This window comes from Haladaptatus sp. HS23, from assembly GCF_056892285.1.
This window is the reverse complement of sequence record NZ_JBXGLH010000001.1, coordinates 842,167-865,842: the sequence shown is the minus strand read 5'-3', so window position 1 is coordinate 865,842 and position 23,676 is coordinate 842,167. Positions and strand designations below refer to the sequence as shown.

General features: G+C 63.0%; 23 protein-coding genes. 14 read left to right on the top strand and 9 right to left on the bottom strand.

Annotated elements, in window-relative coordinates:
- Positions 1-232: 232 nt before the first annotated feature.
- The 6 genes from AC1XDK_RS04740 (at position 233) to AC1XDK_RS04715 (ending at position 6,285) form a co-directional block, all read left to right on the top strand.
- Complete coding sequence (locus tag AC1XDK_RS04740) at positions 233-1,012, top strand: sulfurtransferase (protein WP_483348611.1); 780 nt, start codon at positions 233-235, stop codon at positions 1,010-1,012.
- A 288-nt stretch (positions 1,013-1,300) separates the two neighbouring features.
- Entirely contained in the window at positions 1,301-1,762 is a 462-nt protein-coding gene (locus AC1XDK_RS04735; RefSeq protein WP_483348610.1) for a twin-arginine translocation signal domain-containing protein, read from the top strand.
- 125 nt (positions 1,763-1,887) lie between these two features.
- Positions 1,888-2,289 carry a hypothetical protein gene (locus tag AC1XDK_RS04730; protein ID WP_483348609.1) on the top strand — a complete coding sequence of 134 codons (402 nt, stop codon included), beginning with the start codon at positions 1,888-1,890 and terminating at the stop codon, positions 2,287-2,289.
- A 155-nt stretch (positions 2,290-2,444) separates the two neighbouring features.
- Positions 2,445-3,563 (top strand): thiamine ABC transporter substrate-binding protein, encoded by a 1,119-nt coding sequence (locus AC1XDK_RS04725; protein ID WP_483348608.1) that lies wholly within the window; start codon positions 2,445-2,447, stop codon positions 3,561-3,563.
- A complete protein-coding gene (locus tag AC1XDK_RS04720; protein ID WP_483348607.1) occupies positions 3,564-5,237 on the top strand; it encodes an ABC transporter permease in 1,674 nt (557 codons plus the stop codon).
- Positions 5,230-6,285, top strand: a complete 1,056-nt coding sequence (locus AC1XDK_RS04715) for an ABC transporter ATP-binding protein (protein ID WP_483348605.1) — start codon at positions 5,230-5,232, stop codon at positions 6,283-6,285. Before AC1XDK_RS04720 ends, AC1XDK_RS04715 begins: the two co-directional genes overlap by 8 nt.
- A 22-nt stretch (positions 6,286-6,307) precedes the next feature.
- Here the strand turns inward: AC1XDK_RS04715 and AC1XDK_RS04710 are convergent, their stop codons facing one another.
- From AC1XDK_RS04710 to AC1XDK_RS04695, 4 genes are all read right to left on the bottom strand, one after another.
- Positions 6,308-9,715 carry an outer membrane protein assembly factor BamB family protein gene (locus AC1XDK_RS04710; protein ID WP_483348604.1) on the bottom strand — a complete coding sequence of 1,136 codons (3,408 nt, stop codon included), beginning with the start codon at positions 9,713-9,715 and terminating at the stop codon, positions 6,308-6,310.
- Between the two features lie 273 nt (positions 9,716-9,988).
- Positions 9,989-10,744 (bottom strand): hypothetical protein, encoded by a 756-nt coding sequence (locus AC1XDK_RS04705; RefSeq protein WP_483348603.1) that lies wholly within the window; start codon positions 10,742-10,744, stop codon positions 9,989-9,991.
- A gap of 101 nt (positions 10,745-10,845) precedes the next feature.
- Positions 10,846-13,176 carry an ATP-dependent DNA helicase gene (locus tag AC1XDK_RS04700; RefSeq protein ID WP_483348916.1) on the bottom strand — a complete coding sequence of 777 codons (2,331 nt, stop codon included), beginning with the start codon at positions 13,174-13,176 and terminating at the stop codon, positions 10,846-10,848.
- A 138-nt stretch (positions 13,177-13,314) separates the two neighbouring features.
- On the bottom strand, positions 13,315-13,524 hold the full coding sequence (locus AC1XDK_RS04695; RefSeq protein ID WP_483348602.1) for a DUF6199 family natural product biosynthesis protein: 210 nt from the start codon (positions 13,522-13,524) through the stop codon (positions 13,315-13,317).
- Positions 13,525-13,652: 128 nt separating this feature from the next.
- Here AC1XDK_RS04695 and AC1XDK_RS04690 point away from each other — a divergent pair, with 128 nt between their 5' ends.
- From AC1XDK_RS04690 to AC1XDK_RS04680, 3 genes are all read left to right on the top strand, one after another.
- On the top strand, positions 13,653-14,213 hold the full coding sequence (locus AC1XDK_RS04690; protein ID WP_483348600.1) for a DUF1684 domain-containing protein: 561 nt from the start codon (positions 13,653-13,655) through the stop codon (positions 14,211-14,213).
- Positions 14,214-14,436: 223 nt separating this feature from the next.
- Positions 14,437-14,580: a DUF7563 family protein gene (locus AC1XDK_RS04685; RefSeq protein WP_483348915.1), complete on the top strand. Its 144-nt coding sequence runs from the start codon at positions 14,437-14,439 to the stop codon at positions 14,578-14,580.
- Between the two features lie 69 nt (positions 14,581-14,649).
- Positions 14,650-14,892, top strand: coding sequence for a GIY-YIG nuclease family protein (locus AC1XDK_RS04680; protein WP_483348599.1), 243 nt, complete (start codon positions 14,650-14,652; stop codon positions 14,890-14,892).
- A gap of 18 nt (positions 14,893-14,910) precedes the next feature.
- Here the strand turns inward: AC1XDK_RS04680 and AC1XDK_RS04675 are convergent, their stop codons facing one another.
- The gene (locus tag AC1XDK_RS04675) at positions 14,911-15,501 is read right to left on the bottom strand and encodes an NADPH-dependent FMN reductase (protein ID WP_483348598.1); all 591 of its coding nucleotides are present in this window, start codon (positions 15,499-15,501) and stop codon (positions 14,911-14,913) included.
- Positions 15,502-15,756: 255 nt separating this feature from the next.
- Between AC1XDK_RS04675 and AC1XDK_RS04670 the strand changes: the two genes are divergently transcribed.
- Complete coding sequence (locus AC1XDK_RS04670) at positions 15,757-17,139, top strand: phosphoglucomutase/phosphomannomutase family protein (protein WP_483348597.1); 1,383 nt, start codon at positions 15,757-15,759, stop codon at positions 17,137-17,139.
- Between the two features lie 77 nt (positions 17,140-17,216).
- On the opposite strand, the gene AC1XDK_RS04665 is transcribed toward AC1XDK_RS04670, so the two are convergent.
- The 4 genes from AC1XDK_RS04665 to AC1XDK_RS04650 are packed head-to-tail and all read right to left on the bottom strand — an operon-like array spanning position 17,217 to position 19,192.
- A complete protein-coding gene (locus AC1XDK_RS04665) occupies positions 17,217-17,408 on the bottom strand; it encodes a hypothetical protein (RefSeq protein WP_483348596.1) in 192 nt (63 codons plus the stop codon).
- A 25-nt stretch (positions 17,409-17,433) separates the two neighbouring features.
- A complete protein-coding gene (locus AC1XDK_RS04660; protein ID WP_483348595.1) occupies positions 17,434-17,856 on the bottom strand; it encodes a GNAT family N-acetyltransferase in 423 nt (140 codons plus the stop codon).
- The gene (samp2, locus tag AC1XDK_RS04655) at positions 17,853-18,050 is read right to left on the bottom strand and encodes a ubiquitin-like small modifier protein SAMP2 (protein WP_483348594.1); all 198 of its coding nucleotides are present in this window, start codon (positions 18,048-18,050) and stop codon (positions 17,853-17,855) included. Before samp2 ends, AC1XDK_RS04660 begins: the two co-directional genes overlap by 4 nt.
- A 56-nt stretch (positions 18,051-18,106) precedes the next feature.
- The gene (locus AC1XDK_RS04650; RefSeq protein WP_483348593.1) at positions 18,107-19,192 is read right to left on the bottom strand and encodes a DUF8173 domain-containing protein; all 1,086 of its coding nucleotides are present in this window, start codon (positions 19,190-19,192) and stop codon (positions 18,107-18,109) included.
- A 169-nt stretch (positions 19,193-19,361) separates the two neighbouring features.
- Here AC1XDK_RS04650 and AC1XDK_RS04645 point away from each other — a divergent pair, with 169 nt between their 5' ends.
- The 4 genes from AC1XDK_RS04645 (at position 19,362) to AC1XDK_RS04630 (ending at position 23,644) form a co-directional block, all read left to right on the top strand.
- Positions 19,362-20,336, top strand: a complete 975-nt coding sequence (locus tag AC1XDK_RS04645; RefSeq protein ID WP_483348592.1) for a replication factor C small subunit — start codon at positions 19,362-19,364, stop codon at positions 20,334-20,336.
- Positions 20,337-20,374: 38 nt separating this feature from the next.
- On the top strand, positions 20,375-21,058 hold the full coding sequence (locus AC1XDK_RS04640) for a DsbA family protein (RefSeq protein WP_483348591.1): 684 nt from the start codon (positions 20,375-20,377) through the stop codon (positions 21,056-21,058).
- Between the two features lie 154 nt (positions 21,059-21,212).
- Positions 21,213-21,956: an ABC transporter ATP-binding protein gene (locus AC1XDK_RS04635; protein WP_483348590.1), complete on the top strand. Its 744-nt coding sequence runs from the start codon at positions 21,213-21,215 to the stop codon at positions 21,954-21,956.
- Positions 21,953-23,644 carry a hypothetical protein gene (locus AC1XDK_RS04630; protein WP_483348589.1) on the top strand — a complete coding sequence of 564 codons (1,692 nt, stop codon included), beginning with the start codon at positions 21,953-21,955 and terminating at the stop codon, positions 23,642-23,644. Before AC1XDK_RS04635 ends, AC1XDK_RS04630 begins: the two co-directional genes overlap by 4 nt.
- Positions 23,645-23,676: the final 32 nt, after the last annotated feature.

The window sequence follows — 23,676 nt, the reverse complement described above, 5'->3', positions numbered from 1 at the left end:
CTTTCTACGCTCGGGTTATATTCTTGTTACTGCCGGAAGGTTCCGCCTTCTGTCGAGCTTCCCGGCAAGAATCTCCGCAAAACGGTGGCGAATCGTCCGGTTCCCCGTCACGAGTGGCCGACCGACCGGGCACATCCACCAAAAACCGGCAACATATTCCGGTAGCTCCAGTCGCACGCCGGATTCGACGGAACCCGGATGGCTAAGACGCTGGAATCGCTATCGGGCACCAATGCACGAGAACGTCGTCGTTTCGGCCGATTGGCTCGCCGAACGACTGGACGAGGTACGGGTCGTGGACGTCCGCGACGCGTGGGAGTACGACGGAATCGGCCACCTCCCCGGTGCGGTCAACATCCCGTTCGACACGTTCCGGTCGTCCGACGCGGACGACGCCGGAATGCTCCCCGGCGTCGAGACGTGGGAGGGACTCCTCGGGAACGCCGGCATCGACGAGGAGGATACCATCGTCGCCTACGACGACATGCACGGTGTGTTCGCGGCGCGATTTCTCGTTACCGCGGAACTGTACGGTCACGAACGCCTCCATCTCCTCGACGGCGACTTCAGTTCGTGGCAACGCGACCACGAGACGACGACCGACACACCGTCCCCCGACGCGGTTTCCTATTCGACCCGTAAGCCGGACAGCACTCCACTCGTCGGGCGCGAGGACGTCGAAGACGCGATAGACGACCCGGACACCGTGTTGGTCGACACCCGCGACCCCGAGGAGTTCGCCGAGGGCCACCTCCCCGGTGCGGTCAACGTCGATTGGCTCGACCTCGTGGACGACGAGACGCGCGGCGTCAAATCCCCCGACGAACTCCGGGAAATCCTCGAATCGAACGGCGTTACCCCCGACAAACACGTCGTCCTCTACTGTAATACCGCCCGACGAATCAGTCACACCTACATCGTTCTCACCTCGCTCGGCTACGACGACCTCGGCTTTTACGAGGGGAGCCTCACCGAGTGGACCGCGAACGACGGTGAACTCGAACGGGAGTAGTCTGTTTTCGAAGGAGTATTTCTTCCGCCACTTTTCGCCGTTCATGTCGAGCAACCCGTCAAAAGAAGCCCGGAACGGAGTAAAGTGATCGGCCGTTCCCTCCTCGGTAACGGCCGTGGAAGCCGCTGTAACGGCCACTACCCTTCGGTATCGCTTACGCCCGTGCGGTGAGCAGAGATTGCACGTCTGACCCTAACGGCGATAGTTTTCCATTGGCCGCCGAAACAGTCGCGGCCATTTATCTTCGGTTCCGGCCTATAGCCTGTCACCCCGGGAGGGGGGAAAAGGATGACTGAAAGAGAACAACAAGACGCAGAAAATGTCGAATCGAATGAACGTCGCTCGTTCATGAAGAAAGGTGCGCTCGCGACGGGCGCACTCGCGTTGGGATTAGGCAGTGCCGGCACCGCGGCGGCGCAGTCCAGCAACGTGCTGGTTTACACCTACGACTACCACCCGAACGTGCAGTTCCGGGTCGTGAACTCGTTGGAAGCGGCGACGACAGTCCGCCTCCTCGAACGACCCGGTGGCGGCAACGTGCCGGAGATCAGCCAGCCGGACGACTACGACGGCTACATCATCCGCTATCTCCTCGGTGGCGATGGCGGTGGTGGGCAGGGTTCGATCACCACGTTCATGTTCAAACAAGGTGGCCAGTCACTGAGCCAGGGCGACACGCGGCGGTTCAGCGAGGATGGGTCCATCTTCAGCAGCGAACTCAACCTGCTGAGCACCAACCTCAGAAGCTGATCGGTTCGACTGTATTGGGGGGTAACAACGACGCGATTCCGCACCCATTTTTCGGCCGTCGAAACACCGATGTCGACAGTAGAGTTACGGACGCCACGACCGATTTCGATACCTCGAACGAATACATGAGAGACGCATTCAATACGGAGACGCCGCCATCGGAGAGCATTTTCACCGAGTTCGACGCCTCCGTCCGCTCGCTGGTCGCCGCTCGACCGTCCGGAACCGTACTGGTGTTCACCCGTGATTTCTATCCGAACGTCCCGTTTCGAATCGTCTCCCAACTGCCGGCATCCATCACGGTGACCATCCTCGACGAACCGTCCGACGACGTCCAGGTGATTTCACAACCTGACGAGTACAACGGCTACGTCATCACCTACGAGTTCTACGAGACGCCCATCTTCGTCTTTCTGTTCTCCCGCCAGTATCTCCCGACGGGGACTCGGTTCCGGTTCAGCGACGATGCCACGTATTTCAGTGCCAATTTAGACCTTCTCGAAGTGTCCGTGGCGAGTAGGGGATAGCGGCCACTCCGAACGCTTCAGAGAGGAGACCGATTCCGATTTCGTATAGCATCATCTGATTTATTTGGAATTTCGCTCGTTCTCATCGTTTCGACGATTTCTGTGTTCCCCACACATCACGGCCGTTAAGTATCACCGACTACAACCACCGAGTAATGAAACGACGAACCTTCCTTTCGGTGGGCGCGACGGCGGTTGCCGGTCTCGCCGGTTGTTCGGGGAACTCCGAAGACTCCGGGAGTCCCGATTCGACTACGACCGGCGGTCCCGCCGCGAAGACGACGGCGCAAACCGAACTGAGCGGCACGCTGAACGTCGCAACGTACAGCGCGCTCGTCGACGCACCGAGTTCGTCTCCCGGCGCATGGTTGAAAAAGGAGTTCGAGAAGGAGTACCCGAAAGCCACCCTGCAGTGGCAAACGCCCGAAAACGAGGTCAACTACTACATCCAGCGGAAGGCACAGGGCGTCGGCATCGACGCGGACGTGTACGTCGGGTTGAACGTGGACCAACTCATCACCATCGACGACAAACTCGGCGGCAAGCAGTTGTTCGCGCCCATCGCGGACTCCCTCTCGAACTACGGCCACGTCAAGGAGGGACTGACGTTCGACCCGGAGAAACGGGCCGTTCCGTACGATACGGGCTACGTCAGCCTCGTCTACGACGAAACGAAGGTCGATGACCCCGGCACGTTCGACGCGCTGACGAAACCGAAGTTCGAGGGGACACTGTTGACCGAAAACGCCCAGCAGGCCGCGACGGGACGGGCATTCCTCCTCTGGACGATTCACCAGATGGGCGAGAAGAACTACCTCGACTACTGGAAGCGACTCTCGAACAACGACGTGCAGATTCTCGGGTCGTGGGACGCCGCCTACACCGCCTTCTCGAACGGCGAGCGACCCATCGTCGTCTCCTACTCCACCGATCAGGTGTACGCCCACCGCGAAGGGACGAACCTGAAGAAACACCAAGTCGGCTTCCTGAACGGACAGGGCTATGCCAACCCCGAAGGGATGGCGAAGTTCGCGGGCACGGACAACTCGAAACTCGCCGACGCCTTCCTCAACTTCATGCTCTCGAAGAAGGCCCAGTCGAAGATTCCGACGCTCAACGTCTCGTTCCCGTCGACGGACTGGGCAGAACCGGGCGCGGAGTTCGAGAAGTACGCCAAAGCACCCGAGCAACCCGTTACCTACTCCTACGACCAACTCAAGGGCAACGTGGAGGGATGGGTTGATGAGTGGGCGCGTCAGATTGCGAGCAAGTAGATGAAACCCGGGCGCTGGCTCGAACGACACTCGCTCGCCCTCCTCGGCATCGTCACCAGCGCCCTGCTCGGCGTCCTGTTCTACTACCCCGTCGCAATCGTTTTCGCCGACGCGGGTGGCCTGAACGCCTTCCGCGACGTACTCACCGACCGGTTTTACATTTTCGACATCTTCGGCTTCACGGCGTATCAGGCCCTGCTTTCGACGATTGCCAGCGTCGCTCTCGGTCTGCCGGGTGCGTACATCCTCACCCGCTACGAGTTCCCCGGTCGGCGCACGGTCCGATCGCTGACCATCCTCCCGTTCGTCATGCCGTCCATCCTCGTCGCCATCGGGTTCGTGGCGATGTTCGGCCAGAACGGTCTGTTCAACGACGTGGTCGGGGTCGTCGGCCTTGGCCCATACTCGCTGCTCTACAACCTCCCGGCGATCGTCGTCGCCCACGCTTTCTACAACGCGCCGCTCGTCGCCCGCGTGACGAACGCGGCGTGGGAGAGCGTCGACGCGCGAGAAGTCGAAACCGCTCGAAGCCTCGGCGCTGGTCGGTTTCGAGCGTTCCGCGACGTGCTCGTCCCGCAACTCCTCCCCGCGGTTCTCACGGGTGCGCTCCTCACGTTCATCTTCACGTTCATGTCGTTCCCCATCGTGCTCGCGCTGGGCGGATTCCAGTTCCAGACCGTCGAGGTGTGGGTGTACGCGCTCGTCCAGCGACTCGACTACTCCGAGGCGGCGGTCCTCGCCGTCCTCGAAACAACCCTGTCGCTCGCCTTGACCTACGGATATCTCCGATACGAGGCCCGGCAAAGCGCCGTCTCGCGTGCCAGCAGGCCCCTCTCTCGCAAACGTCTCTTTTCGGGTGACGGCACCCTCGCCGGAACGCTCGAACGCGCCGGAGTCGCGGCCTACCTTCTCGTCGTCATCGTCCTCTTTCTCGGACCGCTCGTCAGCACCGTCCTCGAAAGCGTCACCGGCCCGTCCGGGTTCACCCTGCGCTACTACGAGTTCCTCGTCACGCGGCAGGTGTCCGGCGCGTCGTTCCAGACGAAACCCGGCGTCGCAGTTCGGAACTCGTTGATTTTCGGCGTCGGAACCCTCCTCGTCGCGCTCCCGATGGGCGTCGTCATCTCGGTGCTGACGCGGGCAGGGAAGAGCAGACTCGTGGAGGCCGTGGCGATGGCCCCGCTCGCCGTGAGCGGCGTCATGGTCGGCTTGGGGATGCTCCGCGGACTCGTCTTCGGAATTCCTATCTCGGGAACCAGAATACAGGTCGGCGGAGCGGTGGCAATCGTCGCCGCGCACGCCGTCGCGGCCTATCCGTTCGTCACGCGCAACGTCTCGCCCATGCTCGCCAGAATCGACCGACGAACCGTCGAGTCGGCACGGGCGCTCGGCGCGACCCGCGTCCGTACGTTGGTCGATATCGAACTGCCGCTGGTGGCGGTCGGACTCGCCGCCGGGGCCGCCTTCGCCTTCGCCATCAGCATCGGCGAGTTCGACTCGACAGTTATTCTTGCCACCGGCAGTAGCAGTTACACGATGCCGGTCGCAGTCGAACGCTTCCTCGGCAAGCAAACCCTCGGGCCAGCGACGGCGATGGGGACCGTCCTCCTCGTCGTCACCGCCGTCAGTTTCGTCGTCATCGACCGCCTCGGCGGGAGGTGGGAGGGTGGTTGAACTCCGCCTCGACGGCGTCCGCAAGGAGTACGACGGCTTGACAGCCTTGAAGGACGTGTCGTTTCACGTCGCCGACGGCGAGTTCTTCACCCTCGTCGGTCCCTCGGGATGCGGGAAGACGACGACGCTCCGAACCGTCGCCGGGTTCGAGGACCTCACCGCCGGTACGGTTCGATTCGCCGACCGCGAGATGGCGGGCGTCCCGCCGGAAGACCGCGGCGTCGGACTCGTGTTCCAGAACTACGCGCTGTTCCCGCACATGTCCGTCGCGGAAAACGTCGGCTACGGCCTCCGGTTCCGCGACCCACCCGGTTCGGTGACGGACGAGGAGCGCGTCCTCGAACTCCTCGAACTGGTCGGCTTGGCCGGATTCGAGGACCGCGACCCGGACGAGTTGTCCGGCGGCCAGCAACAGCGGGTCGCCCTCGCACGCGCCCTCGCTCCCGGTCCCGACGTCCTCCTGTTGGACGAACCGATGAGCGCGCTGGACGCCCGCCTCCGTGACGACCTGCGAACACAAGTTTCCCGAATCCAGTCCGAACTCGGAATCACGACGGTGTACGTCACGCACGACCAAGAGGAAGCCCTCGCCATCAGTGACCGCGTGGCCGTCATGAACGACGGGAAAATCGAGCAGGTCGGTCGTCCCGAGGACGTGTACCGCAGACCGGAATCGCGCTTCGTCGCGGAGTTCGTCGGCGAGAACAACGTCTTCTCGGGCGAGACTCGTGCACACGAAACGAGAGGGTCCCGCGTCGCCGTCCGCGACCACGAGTACCTCCTTCCCGGTTCGACGGCGGAGTCGGTGACGTTCTGCGTGCGCCCCGAAGCGCTCCGACTGGACGGCGGCGAGAACTCGTTTTCGGCGACCGTCGAGAACGTCGAGTTCCTCGGCGAGGCGTTTCGCGTCCACCTCGACTGGGACGGGAAACCGGTTACGCTCCGCGTTCCCGAGGCACCGGAGGACGAGCGGGTTCGCGTCGGCTTCGGCCCCGAAGACGTTCACGTCATCGACGGCGGAACGGCCGAACTCGTCGAACAGCGGTAAAAAAAGACTGATTGTTGAGTCGTTACTCGGCGCGGAATTCGACGGTTCTCGTTCCGCTCGCGCCGCGGTCGTCCGTGACGCGGAGCGTAACCTCGATGCTCGCGCAGTTCGGCACCGTCACGTTCGCCGTCGTTCCCGTCGTCTCGAACTCGCCGTCACCGTCGAGGTCCCATTCGTATGAGACGATGTGACCGTCGTCGTCGGTCGAGTTCGACGCGTCGAGGGAGACGGTTTCGCCGCCCTCGAACACGGTGTCCTCGGCGTTCGGCGGTTGCGTCGTTATCACTGCGTTCGGCGCGGAGTTCTGCTCGTAGAGCGAGTCGTTCGCCAACCGCTCTTCCGAGGTCGGCATCTCGTCGCTCGCGGTGAGGACGAAGAGTTCGCCCCTGGGCGAGTACGTCTCGTCGTCGCTGGTCCACGCGAACACGTCGCCGTTCGCGACGGCGAGTCCGCGGACCATCTCGTCGTTCGTGTACCGCGGGACCGCGTAACTCCAACTCTCCGTGCCGGAGTCCGCGTCCAGCGAGTACACGACGCTGCTCGAATACACCGTTCCGATGAGCTTCGAGGGGTGCGTTCCGTATCCGTAACCGGAATCGTTCTCCCACGCGTCTTGGCTCGCGTACTCGCCACCGACGTAGACCTGCCCGTCCGCGACGGTGGGCGGTCCTTGGATGTCGGCGGCGGTTTCGAAGCGCCAGACCTCGTCGCCGGTCTGGGCGTCGTAGGCATGGACGGCACCCATCTCTTCGCTGTTCTTCGGTTCGTCACGGTCGTAATTGTCGTCCGTGCCGACGTACACCGTGCCGTTATCGACGGCTGGCGCGGTGATGCGGTCGACGCTGCTGTCCGACAGGCTGTGTTCGGCGGTCTTCGTCCACAGGACGCTGCCGTCGTCGGCCGACAGGGCGTACACCGTGTCGGGATTGGCAGTCAGGTAGACGACGTCGTTCGAAACGGCGTATCCCGAAACGTCGCGTCTATCGGCCGGAGACGAGACGCTCCACTGCTCGTTGCCCGTTTCGGCATCTAACGCCGTCACGTCGCTACCGAGCGCGTAGACGGTTCCGTCCGCGACGCTCAACGAACCGCTCACGTTCGATGCCGTCCAGAGGGTCGTCCCGCTGTCGGGGTCGACCGCTTCGACGCCATCGTCCGTCGTGACGTAGAGGCGACCGTCGGCGTACACCGGTCCACTACCGCTGTCCCGGTGCCACTTCGTCTCGCCCGTCTTCGCGTCGAGGGCGAACAGGCCGCCCGTTCCGCCCTCGCCGTTCCGATACTGCTCTTCGGCCACGGAGGCGCTGACGAATACGGTATCGCCGACGACGACGGGTGCGTCGTAGACGGCACCGAGGTCGGTCCGTTGCCAGAGGAGGCCGCCGGTCGTCGCGTTGGAAGCGACGAGTTGGCCGTTCTCCTGATTGTAATCGCTGTACGTCCTCGACCCGACGTACACCGTGTCGTCGTGGACGACCGCGCCGTTTGCACCGCTCACGTCGCGGTTCCACACTTCGTCCGCGTACTGCCCGCTCGGTCCGGCGTTGTCCGTCGAACCGGTTCGGGCGGGGTCGTTGCGGACCTGCGACCAGTCGTCGTCGGCTAGTCCGGTTCGGGTGGGCGAACAGTCCGTCGTCAGCGTCACCGTCGTCGTGTCGGTGTTGCTGTCGTCGTCCGTCACTCGGAGCGTCACGGTGCGCTCGCCACACCAATCGGTCGTCACGTCGGCGGTTTCGCCGCTACGCTCGTAGGAGCCATCGCCGTCGATGTCCCACTTCGTGGAGACGATTTCGCCGTCACGGTCGCCCGACGTCGAGGCGTTCAGCGTGACCTGTGCACCCCAACCGAAGGTGATGCTTCCTGCCTCTTCTGGAGCAGTCGTGATCTGTGCGACCGGCTTTTCGTCGTTGGCCTGCGGTTCGTCGTCGGCCAGTCGGTGACGGTCGTCCGGTCGCTCGTCGCTCGCGTTGAGCGCGTAGAAGTCGTTCAGCCCATCCTGCGGATACACGTACTGGTCCTGCGTCCAGACGTAGAGGTGGCCGTTCGCGGGAACGGTGGCTCGGACGGCGTAGTTGCCGCCGTCCTCGCCCATCGCGTAGCTCCAGCGCGCCGAACCGTCGTTCCGGTTCAGGGCGTACACGGTTTGCGAGGAGTAGATGGAATCGGTACCTTCCGACGGGTTGCCGTCGATGTTCTCCTCGGCGTCGTACTGTGACGGGTAGTCGCCACCGACGTACACCGTGTCGGCGGTGACGGTGGGCGCGCTATCGACGTCCATCGCGGTTTCGAAGCGCCACTGCTGCTGTCCGTCCTGCGCGTCGAGGGAATGAACCGTTCCGACTTCCTGTCCGTCGCTTTCGTCGTTCGTGTAGTCGTCGTCGGTGGCGACGTACACGTGTCCGTCCGCGATTGCGGGTGCGGTGACGGTATCCGGTTCGCTGTCATCGACGCCGTTGTCGAGTTGCTCGTGCCAACGCTGGGTACCGTCGTCCGCCGCGAACGAGTACACCTCGCTCGGCTGTACGGTCCAGTAGACAGCGCCGTTCGTGACCGCCAGACCGGACGGCTTCGAATCGGCATCGTTCGTCCACTCGCGCGACCAATCGGTCGTGTTCAGGGCGATGAGTTCGCCGGAGTACGTGGAGTTGTACTCCCACTCACCGTCGACCTTCGTTCGGGTCATCGTCCGCTTGCGGACGGACAGGTAGGCGGTGTCGCCGACGACCGCGTAGTCCTCTATCCGGTTGTACACGCTCACGTTCGGCGACTCGTCGCCATCGGCGTCGAGTTCGAAGCTATCCGCCGTCTGCCCCGTTTCGGCGTCGATGGCGTAGATGGTGGTCCCGCTGTGGGCGTACACCGTGTCGCCGACCACCGTGGGCGTTCCCGTCCACGTCTTCGTCTCGTTGTTTCGCCACTTCGTCTCGCCGGTATCCGCATCGAGCGCGAACAGACCGGGCGTGCCGCTCTCGTTCAGGACGTTGTCGGTGTCGGTCACGCCGTCGGCGGTGACGTACACCGTCCCGTTGGCGAACGCGGGTGACTCGTCGACACCGCCGAGGTCGGTCCGGTTCCACCGAACCTCCCCCGTCTGTGCGTCGTAGGCGACGACCTTTCCGTTCCGCCGGTTGTACTCGTCGAACGTTTCGACGCCGAGATAGACCGTGTCACCCTCGACGACGGCACCGCTCGGTCGTCCGTCGGGGGTGACCGACCAGTCCGTACCGGCGTACGGGCCGCTCGGCCCGGTTCCGGTCGTTGCACCTGTTCGTCCCGAGTTTGCGCGATTGGCGGTCCAATCGCCGTCCGTTACCGTCGGCGACGATTTGGCGAAGCTCAGTGCGGCCCCGCCGAGCGTAATCGTCGAGACGACGAGAAGCCCCGTGAGGAGCAGGCTCAGAGAGGTTCGTCTGCTGTTCTTTCGTTTCATATTTCTGCGCTCATGTACTCTATTTGCCTCCTGTGTCCGTCTCCCGTGCACCGATTCGCATCGGCGTGACGGAATAGAGAAGAGGCTACGTGATTACTATACGTCGAATAAACGTCTAATTCAGCGTTTAGAAGCGAACTAAATTACATTTCACTTGATTTTAGCTGACACGACGTAACCGGACTCGTGCCCCTGTTCTTCGCCGAAAATAATCATTTAAAAACAATTAAAACCGACAACTACTGCGAAAAATCGAAAGTCTCCCGTTTCGCGTTATCTATTCGTAGTATCCGTCGTCCGGGTGTCGTACGTTCCTCTGGTATTGGTATCGTACGTTCCGTACGTTCCCTCGGTAGTTCCCCTATTGGTGGTTCCTCCGTTATACGTCCCCCCCGTCGTCCGGGTATTGTACGTTCCGCCCGAGGTTCCGGTGTTGTTCGTCCCCTGCGTCGTTCCCGTTCCACCCGAGGTTCCGGTGAACGTTCCGCCACCACCGAACTGCCCCGACCTGTCGATGTTTCCGTTCATGCTCTCGGGGTGATACCGGCAGCGGTACCGTCGAATTCGGTCGGTCGGTTTGAAGGTGAACGACCGGGTTTCCCCCTGCGTCGACGACGACCCGGTTCGGTAGAGTACCTGTCCGTTCTCGCCGTTTTTCTGGCCGATTATCTGGAACTCGTGTTCCTCTCCGTCGAGATTTATCCAGGTGACTTTGTACCGTTCGGTGGGGAGGAATCCGAGCGTCGGGTTCCGTCCCCCTTCGATGGCTTTGGGAGCCAATCCGAGCCAATGGCCGACCCGCGCGCCGAGGATGATGTTCCGTTGATTTTCCTGTCCCCCGTTTCCACCGGACTGATTCGCCTGGTCCGTCGTGCTCGATGCGTTCGACGTTTCGACCCTGTCCGTCGTGTACGTCCCCGAATCGGTGGTATCCTGTGCAGTCGTCAACCGTCCGAGAACGCCGAGTCCAGTCAGCGCACCCGCCGCTTTCAGCAGTGTTCGGCGCTGTGATTTGGGTGTTCCTGTCATATGTTCCTCCGGGCGTGGAACACCTCCTCGACGCAAAAAGCGCGCACACCGTTCGTGCCGACAATTCGAACTTATACGCTCGAAACGGTCGTTATTCTCGCTCAGTCGCCGTCCCAGAACCGCTCCAAGCCGAACGAGAGCATGTCCGGACTGACCGGTTGGAACTCCTCGCGCTCCGTCTCCGGGAAGAACTCACGAACGCTGTCCCACGATTCGCGGGCGTAGCGACTGTCGACCAACACGCGAATCCCGCGTTCGTCCGACCCACGGATGACCCTGCCGAGCGCCTGCCGGGCCTTCCTGACCGCTGGGACGGTCAGCGCGTAGGTGAACCCGTCGCCGAACTTCCGCTCGTAGGCGGTTCGCACGGCACGCGTCCGCGGACTCGCAGTGTTGATGATGGGGACTCCACAGACGACCGCCGCGCGGAGTCGGTCCCCGCGATAATCGACGCCCTCCGTCAGCGTCCCGCGAAGGCTCGTTACGAGTACTTTCTCCTCGCCGCCGAAGAACTCGTCTTTCAAATCCTCCGTCGCCTCGTCCGCGCTACTCTCGTCCAACAGTACCGGTTTGTCCACGACGCTCCGAAGGTGTTCCGCGGCCCACGTTGCTTCCGCATAGTTCGGCATGCCGACGAGGACGTTGCCCGGCGAGCGCGCCACATCCCGAATCGCGTCGGCGTACACCTGTCGCGCTCGCGTTTCCTCGCCCGGCGCACCCCGGTTGTCGTACGTGAATTTCGGGGCGTCCACCGCGAAACTCTCGCGGTTCGATTCGGGGAAGTTCAGGCCGTAGGTCCGCTCCACGACCGGCCTGCCGTCGTTTTCGAGATGTCCGAGGCCGGACACCTCCTCGAAGATTTCGAGCGGTTCCAGCGTCGCGCTCATCAGGATACCGCCGCCGAACTCGCCGAGTTGCTCGCCGATTGCGTCGCTCGGGACGCAGTTCTGCATGGCGAGTTGGACGTTGTAGGCCCGCCGCCACGAGTCGTTCGGTTCGCGGTCGTTCCACGTCCGTTCGAGAATGATTTCGCGGAAGTACTCCTCGTGGTCGTTGCGATACCACTCGCCGAGGACGCGGCCCGCCGGAAGCGCGGCGCGTTCGCTGTCCTCCTCCTCGGCCTCGTTGAGGATTCGCGCGACGATTGCCCCGACCGCCTCCGCACGTGCCCACGTTCCGCCGTCGTATCCGGCGTCTTCCGCCCACTTCGAAATCTCGTCCGGTTGGGGGACGGTCGGGTCGCGGAGCGGTATCTCCTCGTCCGGCAGGTCGGTGAGGTTCGCCTTCCAGCCGCGATGTTCGCGCTCCAGATGGGCCGTCACGCGCCGGTCGAGTTCGTCGCGCAAATCGCGGATGAAGTCCCGCGTGTCCTCCAACTCGCGGAGCGTGACGTTCGCGTCTTCGAGTTCCGTCCGGACCAAGTCCGCGTCGGCGGTGGTCTGTTTCGAGTCCCGGTCGTCGAACTTGACGGGTTGGATGATGCGCGTCAGTTCGGACTCGGCGTCTCGGAGCGTCGAATCGCCGACGGACTGGCTCACGAGGTCGCGGACGCGCGGTTCCAGCATGTGCGCTTCGTCGCAGACGAGAAACGTGGAGTCGTCCACGAGCGCGCCCGTGAACGTCGCCGTGGTCACCGGGTCGAAGGCGTGATAGTAGTTGCCCACGACGACCTCGACGTGGCCGAGGAGCGCCCCCATCATCGAGTGCGGGCAGGTCCCCCACTGGACGGAGTTGGCGACGAGGTCGGCGGGTTCGATGAGGCCCATGCTCTCGAAATCGAATGGAACGGCTTCGATGGGGTCGCCGTCCTCCGGCATGTCGTCCAAGAACTGCGCGTAGAACGGACAGTACTCCACGTCGCTGTACTCGGGCATGTGGGGCGGGTACGGCGTCGGTTCGTCCGCCGTTTCGAGGAAGGACGCGCCGCTTCGCTGCGTGCCCGAATCGGCCAATCCCGTCTGCTGACTTCGGGCTTGGGACGCGAGGTTCTGTGCCGTCACCGCTCCGCCCTCGCCGGTCAGGTCGCGGGTTCGTTCCCGGAGTCCCTCACAGCGGTCGTAGACGTTCCCATCGTCGATGTTCCCCGCGTTCTCCCTGCTGTAGGGGCACACGTCGGCCTTCCCGACGAGCGTCATCGCGGAGATGGGCTTCCAGTCGTCGGGGAGGTTCGCGTTGATTGTCTTCAGGTCGGTTTCGAACTGGCGGAGTTGCTGTTTGACGCTCGTGAGGACGAACACGCGCTCGTACTGGCTGTCCGGGTCGCGGACGAGGTCCAGTCCCGCCGTCAGCGCCAGCATGGTCTTGCCAGTCCCACAGGCACCTTCGATGACCGTGAAGCCGTCGTCGCGGGCGGTTTCGATGGCCGTCTCGATACCGTCCCGCTGCTCGTCGTATGGGGCGTTGTGTCCGAATATCGTCCGCCAGTCCGGCATCATTCTGTCTCTGTCTCCCCCCTGCTTAGGGCTGTTGACCTGAGGTGGTCCCGTCTCGGTATTTAAACCTGAGCACGCGGCGAAAGTGATAGCGGGAAAAGGGGTGAATTGGTGTGCGTGGATAGCGACGCGACGACCTTAGCCGAGAAGTAGGCCGACCCCGATGACGGTGAGGACGATGCCCATTACCCGCGTCCACAGTACTTTCCATTCCGCCGGTTCGACTTCCGATGAGCGTCGTTTGCTTCCGATGGCGTCCATCTGTTCCTGAAATCGCGCGAATCCGTACGGTTTTGCGACCTGTGCGATACCGATGAGGGCGATGAGGAGTCCGAGTGGATTTCCCATACGTACCCCCCGGTTCGTGCTCTCCGGTAAATTCTTTGTGGAGATTTGACGTTTGTACCTACCTCCCGTTCCCGGCGTGCCCGACCGAGGACGGAGCGTTTACCCGCCGCGAGCAAGTACGCCACGGTATGACCGACTTCGAAACCACGGAGGCCGACTGGCGCGACGAACTCCTCGCCACCCGCGAGGAGAAGGACGATTTCTTCGGCAGTCACCCGCAGTCACCTATCCCGCCGGGAGAACGCGAGGAGTTCGACGGCCTGTCGTACTTCGACCCGGACGCGAAGTATCGCGTGACGGCGACGGTGGAGGCACACGACGACCCGGAACCGGTCGAACTCGAAACGACGGCGGGGCCGTCACAGCGCTACCTGCGAACCGTGACGCTTCACTTCGAGGTGAACGGCGAGGAAACCTCGCTCGCGGTGTACCAGCAGGACGGCCAGGACTCGCTGTTCGTTCCGTTCCGGGACAAGACGACGGGCCAGCAGAGCTACGAGAACGGGCGCTATCTCGAACTTCATCCCGACCGCGACCTGACCGACGGCGAGGAAGTCGTCGTGGACTTCAACCTCGCGTACTCCCCGTTTTGTGCCTACAGCGAAACGTTCTCGTGTCCGCTCCCACCCGAGGAGAACTGGCTCGACGTGCTGATTCCCGCCGGCGAGAAGACGTGGGACGACCACTGAAGCGCTGTCACTCTCCAGTAGAAATCGAGGGGTTCCAAACTGGCTTTTGGATTCCCAAAAGGAATATTTTCATATGCCATCGAACGGTGTCAGTATAACAGGTTGTTCTTGCTTCCCAAAACAAATTTTAGCTATTCACGAATTTGGGTCGGATTTTGGAAAACATATTTATGCATTCTCCCCGAAGAACTGCATGCCGACGAGGCAGTCGTCGGCTGACAGCATGCCAAACTGTGACCACTGTGGCGCGCACGTCTCCGAACGATTTGCGCGCGTCTTCGCTGACGAATACGGTTACATCCGCGCTTGCCCTGCCTGCTCGGCGAACGCCGGTATCGCCGAGGTGGCACGAGAGCGTGCGCAATGAGTATAGCCCACTGTGGCTGAAGGGGCGGAACCGACAGGACAAAGACGAACCACGCGAAGCCTGTCAGGTGTGACCGAACACTGGGTCTACGTCGTCGAATGCAGTGACGACACTTTTTACACCGGATACACGACCGACGTTGCCCGCCGGGTGGCCGAACACGACGCGGGAGACGGAGCGAAATACACCCGCGGTAGAACACCCGTTACGCTGTGCCACACCGAGCGATTCGACTCGAAATCGGCCGCCATGTCCCGCGAATACGAGATCAAACAGCTCCGGCGCGCGCAAAAGGAACGCCTCATCGACTGAGAGCTTTCGAGACCGGTTTCAGTCGTCCGCCGCCGCTTCCGCTTCGGATTCGTTCGCTTCCGACGACGTCACGTCGGGGTCGAGGAAGGCGTACTTGACCGCCTGCGTCCCGAGTTTTCGCACCCGCTCCTCCAAATCCTCGTCCACGAACTCGCCGTCCTCGAACTGCTCGTAGGCCTTGCGAATACCGACCTGGTGCGGGAGCACCCATCCGTGAACGCCCCGAACCGTGATTCGCATGTGGTCGAGCGTGCTTCCGTAGGACCCGCCGCCGGCGACGGCGAGGAGGCCGACGGTGGTGTCCTCGAATTCGTCGAAGCTACAGTAGTCGTGGACGTTGCGGAAGGCGGACGTGTACGACCCGTGGTAGACCGGACTGCCGAGGATGACCGAATCCGCGTTCCGAATCTTCCGTTTGATTTCCACCGCCGCTTCCGGTTCTTCCTCGTCCGGGTCGAAGATGGGGAGGTCGTACTTCCGAACGTCGATGAGTTCCGTCTCGGCCCCCGCTTCTTCCGCGGCATCGAGGACGTGCTTCAACGCTGTTCGTGTGTGACTTCCGTCGCGCATGCTACCGCATACCGCGACGACTGTCGGCTTGGATTGCATTATTGACCTCGTTGGGGACGAGTACGTTTAACGGGCTTGCTCCGTCCCCGACGTCGTTGCTCCCGTCTGAACAGTCTCTTTTCCCAACAGTGGAACGGAAACGATACCCTTCTATTCCGTCGTTACATCATGGATTGAAGGGTCGGTTGTGGTTACACACCGTTCCCGAAAGCGCGCTTTGGTTGGTGTTTTGCCATCTTCTGTGCGACAGTCGCACACGGTGGTTTTTTCGACCCCGACGATGACGAACGATGTATGGATACCCCGATTTCGTTCGGAACCGACGGCTGGCGAGCGACCCTCGACGAGTTCACGTCGCCGCGGGTGCAGATCGTAGGCCAAGCGGTTTCCGACTACCTCCGCGAAGTCGAAGACCGGGCGGGAGAGACGGTCGCAGTCAGCTACGACGCTCGCGAAACGTCGCGCGGTTTCGCGGAAGACCTCTGTCGCGTCCTCGCCGCGAACGGGTTCGACGTCATCATCCCCGAGCGTGACACGCCGACGCCGATTCTCGCGTGGACGCTCGTGGACCGCGACCTCGCGGGGGGACTGATGATAACCGCCTCGCACAACCCGCCCGAGTACAACGGCGTGAAGTTCATCCCGTCCGACGGTGCGCCCGCCCTCCCCGAAGTAACCGACGAAATCATGGCCCGCCTCGCCGAACCCGACCCGCTGCCGGAATCGGAACACGGCCGGGTCAGTGAGGAAGACCTCGTCGCCCCGTACGCCGACCACGCCTTCGACCTCGTCGACGCCGATTTCGAGGACCTCTCGGTCGTCTACGACGCCATGCACGGGAGCGGCCGCGGCGTCACCGACGAACTCCTCGAACAGGCCGGTGCGACCGTCGACTGTATCCGCTGTGAGCGGGACCCCGAGTTCGGCGGGTCGTCGCCGGAACCGAGCGAGGAGAACCTTCAGGAACTGATCTCGGCGGTCGAGGACGGCGATGCGGACATCGGCATCGCGAACGACGGCGACGCCGACCGAATCGCGGTCGTCACCCCGGAACGCGGCTTCCTGGACGAGAACCTGTTTTTCGCCGCACTGTACGAATATCTCCTCGAAGACGAGTCGGGGTCGGCGATTCGAACCGTCTCGACCACGTTCCTCATCGACCGTATCGCCGACGCACACGGCGAAGAGGTTCACGAAACGCCGGTCGGGTTCAAGTGGGTCGCACAGGCCATTGCGAAACACGACGCCCTCGTCGGCGGCGAGGAGAGCGGCGGGTTCACGATTCGCGGCCACATCCGCGAGAAGGACGGCGTCCTCATGGCGCTCCTCGCCGCCGCAATCGCGGACGAACGCCCATTCGACGAGCGGGTGGACGACCTGCTCGCCGAGTTCGGCGAGATTAACCAGAGCAAGACCAGCCTCGACTGCCCGGACGCGGAAAAGGAGCGCGTTCTCTCCGACCTCGAAGCCGAACTGCCCGACGAGGTCGCGGGCCACGACGTGGCCGACGTGGTGACGAAGGACGGCTTCAAAATCCTCCTCGACGACGGGTCGTGGCTGCTCGTCCGCCCGAGCGGTACCGAACCGAAGATGCGAATCTACGCCGAGGGCGAGAGCGACGAGCGGGTCGCTGACCTGCTCGCCGCCGGGACGGAACTGGTCGAACCGATAATTTAGATTTTCGGAACCGCAAAACGGCTCTCGAAACCGTATTTTGGAAAACGTTCGTCCATTCCTGTCGACTCGCACCACTCTCAACCGAACGACAGCACGTCGCCGGGATTGAAGTAGTACAGCGCGGCCAATCCGATGCCGAAAACCGCCACTAACAGGCTCAACAACTCGCCCGTCGCCCCGTCGAATCCGTCAGCGAGCGCGTAGTAGGCCATCGCCAGCGAGAATCCGATCCAGATGAGCGAGAGACGGCGGCGTTTCGTCTCGTCCATGGTCGCCGTTGGCGAACTCGCGGTATCAGTCTTCGCTTTCGAACCGTCCCCACAACCGACCTTCCCCTTCGGTTTCCCCGTTCGTCTTTCCCCCATCTCCCTTTCCACGCTCCTCGATGTCGAATCCCAACGACTCGTAGAACGGCCGCACTCTCGGCGCGAAATCGGCCGTCAGCACGCCCTCGCGTTCGACGGCGGCGGCGACGAGTTCGCTCCCGATTCCCTGCCCCCGTCGCGCCCGTCGCACCGCGATTGCGTCGATGTGCGTGGGTTGATTTTCGCCGTCCAGCACCGCCGCACCGAGCAGTCTTCCTTCTTCTCCGACCACTAACACGTTCCCCGTCTCGATTCTTCCCTCGACTTCGCCTGCGTCGATTTCGAGCATCGCGCCGTTCACGATTCGTAACACGGTCAGGCGGTCTGCCGCTGTCGCGGGGCGAACGGTCATCCGCCCTTGATGAGCCGGAGGATTTTCACGTGGTCCGTGTCGACGGGTTGGTCCTCCGGCACGGGCCGCCCGTCAACCATTACGGACACCTCGTGTGGACTCAAGCCCACCTCCGACACCAAGTCGGCGTAGGTTTGGTCCTCCACGTCGAACTCGTGGCTCCCCTCGCCGACCACCTCGACGGTTACGTTCATTGCTGTGCCTTACCGTTCTCGGTCCTTCAGCGTATCGAAGCGACGGAAATAGTATCTCAGTCCGCTGGCGTCTCCTCGTCGGTTTCCCTGCGCGTCGTTTCGGCGTACTCCGGCGTACTCCGCCGTCCGCGGTACCGCGACCGGAGCGCCATCGCCAGCGCGCCGAGTCCCAAGAGGAGGACGACCAACTGAACGATGCCGCCGACTATCGGAATCCGGTCGAGAGCCGAGATGACGAACACGCCGAGCAGCAGGCTGAGCCAGCGACTGGCCTCTCCCGCGAGCGAGAGCAACCAGACGCCGACGATGAACGACCCGTACACGCCCGCGACCCAGAGGAAGACGGCGAAGAGGAGCGCCCCGATAATCGAGATGGGGATTCCGATGAGCGTCACGGCGAAGACGATGAGAACGATGGGAACGAGTATGAGCAGGAGCACGCCGACGCCGATGGAGAACAGCGGGTTGTCCCGTCCCTTGTCCGCCACGCCGTCCGAAAAGGTCGGGAACACCGCCAACAGCAGTACGCCCAACAGGAGGTTCACGAAGAAGCCGTAAATCACGCCGACCCATCCGGGTACGCTCGGCACGGACGCCGGACCGGCGCTGTTCAGTGACTCGTCTTGTCGAACCGTCCCGCCGACGGTCGCGCCCTGCTCCCGGTTGAACGTCCCGACGTCGTAGACGAGGTTGCCGCCGACGTTCGCCGTGTCGGCGAGCGTGAGCGTCTCGGTCGACACGCGGGCGTTCCCCTCGACGGTCCCCGCGATGAGCGTGTACCCGGACGACCCCTCGAGCGACTGCCCGACGGTGGCCGACCGAGCGATGACGAGGTTTCCGGTCTGTGCGTCCACGTTCCCGGTGACGGTTCCCTCGATTCGGACGTTTCCGGCGAACGCCGACACGTCGCCGTTGACGGTACCGCCTTGGGCGATGAGGACGTTTCCGCTGAAGGCGTTCAAGTCGCCGTTCACGGTCCCGCGGATTACGACGGTGCCGCCGGTCGCGGTGAGACCGCCGCGGACGGTTTCTCCCTGCCCGACGACGATGGACCCGCCGGTACGTGTCTGTTCTGCCGCCGCCGTCGCGGGCGCGACGGCGAGCAAGAGTATCATCAGAAGGATACCCACGTGTGCGCGCATGGCCCGTCTGTCGGCGTCCGGGCGAATAGTAATTGAGTCGTTGTGCCGGAGAATCGTGCGTTGTTCGTCGGAATCGACGGCCTAATCGAATCGCTTCGATTTCGAAAACCGAATACCCCGAGCGCGGAGTCTCGGGGAGTTTAAGGACGATAGGTTCCTCTGCTGGACCATGAGCGAGGCCGACGCGGAAACCGTCCCCGGACGTGGAACCATCTGGGTCGAGAAGTACCGGCCCCAAACCCTCGATGACGTGGCAGGCCACGACGACATCACGGCTCGACTGCAGAGCTACATCGAGCAGAACGACCTGCCCAACCTGCTGTTCTCCGGACAGGCCGGAATCGGGAAGACGACCTGTGCGGTCGCCATCGCCAAGGAGTTGTACGGCGATAGCTGGCGGAGCCACTTCCTCGAACTGAACGCCTCCGACGAGCGCGGTATCGACGTGGTGCGCGACCAAATAAAGAACTTCGCCCGCCACGACCCCGGCCAAGTGGAGTTCCAAGTCATCTTCCTGGACGAGGCCGACTCCCTGACGAGCGACGCACAGGCCGCCCTCCGTCGGACGATGGAGCAGTTCTCGGACAAGACGCGCTTCATCATGTCGTGTAACTACTCCTCGAAGATCATCGACCCCATCCAGTCGCGGTGTGCGGTGTTCCGCTTCGGTCCGATTCCCGACGACGCGGTGGCCGAGTACGTCCGCTACGTCGCCGACGAGGAGGGAATCGAAACGACCGACGACGGCATCGAAGCGCTGGTCTACGCCGCCGACGGGGACATGCGAAAAGCCATCAACGCCCTGCAAGCCGCCGCCGTCATGGGCGAGCAAGTGGACGAGGAGAGCGTCTTCGTCATCACGAGCACCGCTCGCCCCGAGGACATCAAGGAGATGGTCAGACACGCCATCGACGGCGACTTCACACGCGCGCGGTCCATCCTCGACGAACTCCTCACCGAGCGCGGGATGGCGGGCGGGGACATCATCGACCAACTCCACCGCTCCATTTGGGAGTTCGATTTGGACGACGAGGACGCGGTGCGCGTCCTCGAACGCGTCGGCGAGGCCGACTTCCGCATCACCGAAGGCGCGAACGAGCGCGTGCAACTCGAAGCGATGTTGGCGTCGCTGGCGCTCGACTGACCGGAACGATAATTCGTCGTCGCTCACTACGTCCCCACATGACCCTCCGACGGCGAACCCTCCTCGCTGGAACGGCGCTCTTTCTGTCCGGATGTGCTGGCCTCAGTGGCGGCAGTAACGATACTACGACCACGGCGAACTCGAAATCGAAAACGCTCGACGACTCTCCCGCCGCACAGGGCATCGAGAAGCAGCCCACGCTCGGTCCGAAACCCGGAACCGGGGGCAAAACCATGATAGCGTTCGAGGACCCGTCGTGTCACTACTGCGGGCAGTTCGAGCGCGACACGTTCCCGAAAATCGAGGCGAACTACATCGATTCCGAGAAACTCTCGTTCGTCTCCAGATTCTCCGTCGCGCCGATTCAGCCGTGGGGGACGCCCGCCGCGGAGGCGCTCGAAGCCACCTACGACCGAAAGAAGTCCGCGTTCTGGACGCTCAAAGAACACTACTTCGCCGAACAGGACACCTTCTCGGAATCGAACGTCCTCTCGAAGACCGAATCCTTCCTCGAATCGAACACGGACGTGGACGCGGCGGCCGTCGTGGACGACGCGAAAAATGAGGCGTACAAAGCGGCGCTCTCGAAGGACCAACAGGCGGCGTCCGCGGCAGGGGTGGAAGGCGTCCCGTCCTTCTTCGTCTTCGACGGCGAGACGCTCTCCGCGAGCATAACGGGTGCACAACCGTACTCCGTCTTCGAGAAGGCGCTCGGAGAGTAACCTTTCGTCGCTGTCGTGTCATCTTCCGATTAAAAAATCCACTGATGGTTTCAGTCGGATTTTTTACGTCTCGGTACAGTCTCCCGGGTATGGCGCACACAGTCCCCACGAGTGCTGCTCTCCAATTCGAACGAGCGCGACCGGAGGTGAATCGATGAGACCTGCCATCGAAACCGACGGGTTGACCAAGCGCTTCGACGACACGACGGTCGTCTCGAACCTCCAACTGACCGTCCCGTCCGAGTCCGTTTACGGCTTTCTCGGCCCGAACGGCGCGGGGAAGACCACGACGATGCGAATGCTGACGACGCTGACGCCGCCGACGAGCGGTACCGCCCGCGTCGCCGGTCACTCCATTGCCGACCGGGACGCCGTCGTTCCGCATATCGGCTACATGCCCGAGGAACCGCCGTTGTACGACGAACTCACGGCTCACGAGCAGTTGCGGTACATCGCCGGGCTTCGCAACGTCGAGGCCGACGACCGAATCGAAGCCCTCCTCGACCGATTCGACCTCCTCGACGACGCGGACGAGCGCGTCGGCACCTACTCGAAGGGGATGAAACAGAAGACGGCACTGATTCAGACCATCCTCCACGAACCCGAGGTCGTCTTTTTGGACGAACCCACCTCCGGCCTCGACCCGCGTGCGGCCCGCACCGTGCGCGAACTCATCTCCGAACTCACCGCCGACGGCATGACTGTCTTCCTCTCGACGCACATCCTTCCCGTCGTGGAAGAACTCGCGGATACGGTCGGCGTGCTGTACGACGGGTCGCTCGTCGCCGAGGACTCGCCGGAGCGACTCACCCACCGCGCGGAGGAAGAACAGACGCTCGAAGACGTGTTCCTCGACGTGACGAGCGAGGAACCCGCCGCGGCGCCGGTGGAGCAATGAACTGGACTCCCGGACGGAGCGCTCGAATCGCTCGCATGGAGTATCGCCGGAGCGTCCGCGCCATCGGCAAGAAGCCGGTGCAGATGCTCGCGTTCGGGCTGTTCGCCCTCGTCTTCATGGGCGTACCCACCGTTGCCGGGTCCTACTTCGCGTACAAGTTCGGCGGGGAACTCGCGACGACGGACCTCCCGCTGCTAGATTTCGCACGCGGCGGCCTCGCCGTCTGGTGGCTCATGATAACCGTGATGCTGACCTCGCGCGTCGTCGGGAAGACCGGCCGAATCGACCAGGAGGCAGGCATGTTGACGACCGTTCCCGCGCGAGACGTGGTCGGCGGCTTGCTCGGCGCGGAGTTCGCCCGCGTGGCGTCCATCGCGGCGATTCCCATCGTAGCGATAACGACGGCGTTGAGCATCGCACTCGGCACGCCGCTCCCGCTCGTTACCGTCGTTCTCGCCCTCCTCGGATTGCTCGCGACGGCCTTGCTCACGGGCCACATCCTCGGCCTGCTCATCAAACTCGCCCTCGAACGGTCGGAAGTCCTCGCCCAGTACAAATCCGTCTTGGCGGTCCTCGCGTTCGTCGCCTACATGGCCGTGGTCATGTCCAACACGCTCGGAACGGTCATGACCTCGCTTTCCGGAATGCTCCAGAACGCCCCGACGGCGTGGTTCGGCGACCTCCTCGTCTTCGGGATTCCCGGCGCGTCACCGCCGCTTGCGCGGGTCGTTGGCGCGATTGGCCTCGTCGCCGTCGGCCTACCGGTTCTGTTCGTGTTCGACGTTCGATTGGCGACCCGACTCTGGTACGGCGACCGGGTGCAACCCGAGAACAAGCAGTACGAATCCAGCGAGTCGAACGCCGACTTCCTCGAAGGTATCGCGTCCCGACCGACGCGCTCCGTGGTCGCCAACGTCTGGCGACGAACGAAACGCTCTCCGATTCGCCTCCTCTACGTCGTCTATCCGGTGTTCTTGGTCACCGGGCCGATACAGGAAGCTATCCAAGTGGGATATGTCACGAGGACGCTCCCGGTCGTCATCTCCCTGTACGGCGCGTGGGCCATCGGCGGCGCGACGCTCAATCCTCTCGGCGACGAGGGGGCCATGCTGCCAGTAACGCTCACCTCAAGCATCCGCGGCAAGGAGTTCGTCGTGGGACACGTCCTCTCGGTGACCATCGTCGGTCTCCCCATCGTCGTCCTCGCCACCGCGCTCACCGGATTCCTGAGTCCGCTCGAATCGGCACGGTGGCTCTCGTTGACCGCGCTTAGCGTCCTCCTCGGACTCGCGGGGGCCGTCGTCGCCATCGGTATCGGAACAACCTTCCCGCGGTTCGGCGAGGTCAACGTCACCAAGAGTCGGACGGCCGTCGTGCCGAGCAAGACGGCGTTCGCGACCTACTCGCTCGCGGTGCTCCTCGGCTACGGCGGTGCCGTCACCGCCATCACGCCCGGAACGGCGGCGTCCGTTTCCAGCATGTTCGAGTTCGTAACCGGCGTTCTCGGATACGCAATAATCATCTCTCCGCCTACCGTCAAACTCATCGGCGGCGCCATCGCGGTGCTCCTCGGCGTCGTCGCGCCGCCGCTCGCCTATCTCTACTCCGTCCGTCGCTTCGAAAGCTACACGCTCGGTGGCGATGATTCGGACAATTTCCTCTTCGAGTTCGTCGGCGAGTTGCTGTAACTCTCGGCCCGTTCTCCGTTCGATTCGGTATC

Bases quoted from the DNA above. Each gene is read 5' to 3' on its own strand.
- AC1XDK_RS04740 (WP_483348611.1), top strand. From the start codon at position 233: ATGCACGAGAACGTCGTCGTTTCGGCCGATTGGCTCGCCGAACGACTG.
- AC1XDK_RS04735 (WP_483348610.1), top strand. From the start codon at position 1,301: ATGACTGAAAGAGAACAACAAGACGCAGAAAATGTCGAATCGAATGAA.
- AC1XDK_RS04730 (WP_483348609.1), top strand. From the start codon at position 1,888: ATGAGAGACGCATTCAATACGGAGACGCCGCCATCGGAGAGCATTTTC.
- AC1XDK_RS04725 (WP_483348608.1), top strand. From the start codon at position 2,445: ATGAAACGACGAACCTTCCTTTCGGTGGGCGCGACGGCGGTTGCCGGT.
- AC1XDK_RS04720 (WP_483348607.1), top strand. From the start codon at position 3,564: ATGAAACCCGGGCGCTGGCTCGAACGACACTCGCTCGCCCTCCTCGGC.
- AC1XDK_RS04710 (WP_483348604.1), bottom strand. From the start codon at position 9,715: ATGAAACGAAAGAACAGCAGACGAACCTCTCTGAGCCTGCTCCTCACG.
- AC1XDK_RS04705 (WP_483348603.1), bottom strand. From the start codon at position 10,744: ATGACAGGAACACCCAAATCACAGCGCCGAACACTGCTGAAAGCGGCG.
- AC1XDK_RS04700 (WP_483348916.1), bottom strand. From the start codon at position 13,176: ATGCCGGACTGGCGGACGATATTCGGACACAACGCCCCATACGACGAG.
- AC1XDK_RS04695 (WP_483348602.1), bottom strand. From the start codon at position 13,524: ATGGGAAATCCACTCGGACTCCTCATCGCCCTCATCGGTATCGCACAG.
- AC1XDK_RS04690 (WP_483348600.1), top strand. From the start codon at position 13,653: ATGACCGACTTCGAAACCACGGAGGCCGACTGGCGCGACGAACTCCTC.
- AC1XDK_RS04685 (WP_483348915.1), top strand. From the start codon at position 14,437: ATGCCAAACTGTGACCACTGTGGCGCGCACGTCTCCGAACGATTTGCG.
- AC1XDK_RS04675 (WP_483348598.1), bottom strand. From the start codon at position 15,501: ATGCAATCCAAGCCGACAGTCGTCGCGGTATGCGGTAGCATGCGCGAC.
- AC1XDK_RS04670 (WP_483348597.1), top strand. From the start codon at position 15,757: ATGGATACCCCGATTTCGTTCGGAACCGACGGCTGGCGAGCGACCCTC.
- AC1XDK_RS04665 (WP_483348596.1), bottom strand. From the start codon at position 17,408: ATGGACGAGACGAAACGCCGCCGTCTCTCGCTCATCTGGATCGGATTC.
- AC1XDK_RS04660 (WP_483348595.1), bottom strand. From the start codon at position 17,856: ATGACCGTTCGCCCCGCGACAGCGGCAGACCGCCTGACCGTGTTACGA.
- samp2 (WP_483348594.1), bottom strand. From the start codon at position 18,050: ATGAACGTAACCGTCGAGGTGGTCGGCGAGGGGAGCCACGAGTTCGAC.
- AC1XDK_RS04650 (WP_483348593.1), bottom strand. From the start codon at position 19,192: ATGCGCGCACACGTGGGTATCCTTCTGATGATACTCTTGCTCGCCGTC.
- AC1XDK_RS04645 (WP_483348592.1), top strand. From the start codon at position 19,362: ATGAGCGAGGCCGACGCGGAAACCGTCCCCGGACGTGGAACCATCTGG.
- AC1XDK_RS04640 (WP_483348591.1), top strand. From the start codon at position 20,375: ATGACCCTCCGACGGCGAACCCTCCTCGCTGGAACGGCGCTCTTTCTG.
- AC1XDK_RS04635 (WP_483348590.1), top strand. From the start codon at position 21,213: ATGAGACCTGCCATCGAAACCGACGGGTTGACCAAGCGCTTCGACGAC.
- AC1XDK_RS04630 (WP_483348589.1), top strand. From the start codon at position 21,953: ATGAACTGGACTCCCGGACGGAGCGCTCGAATCGCTCGCATGGAGTAT.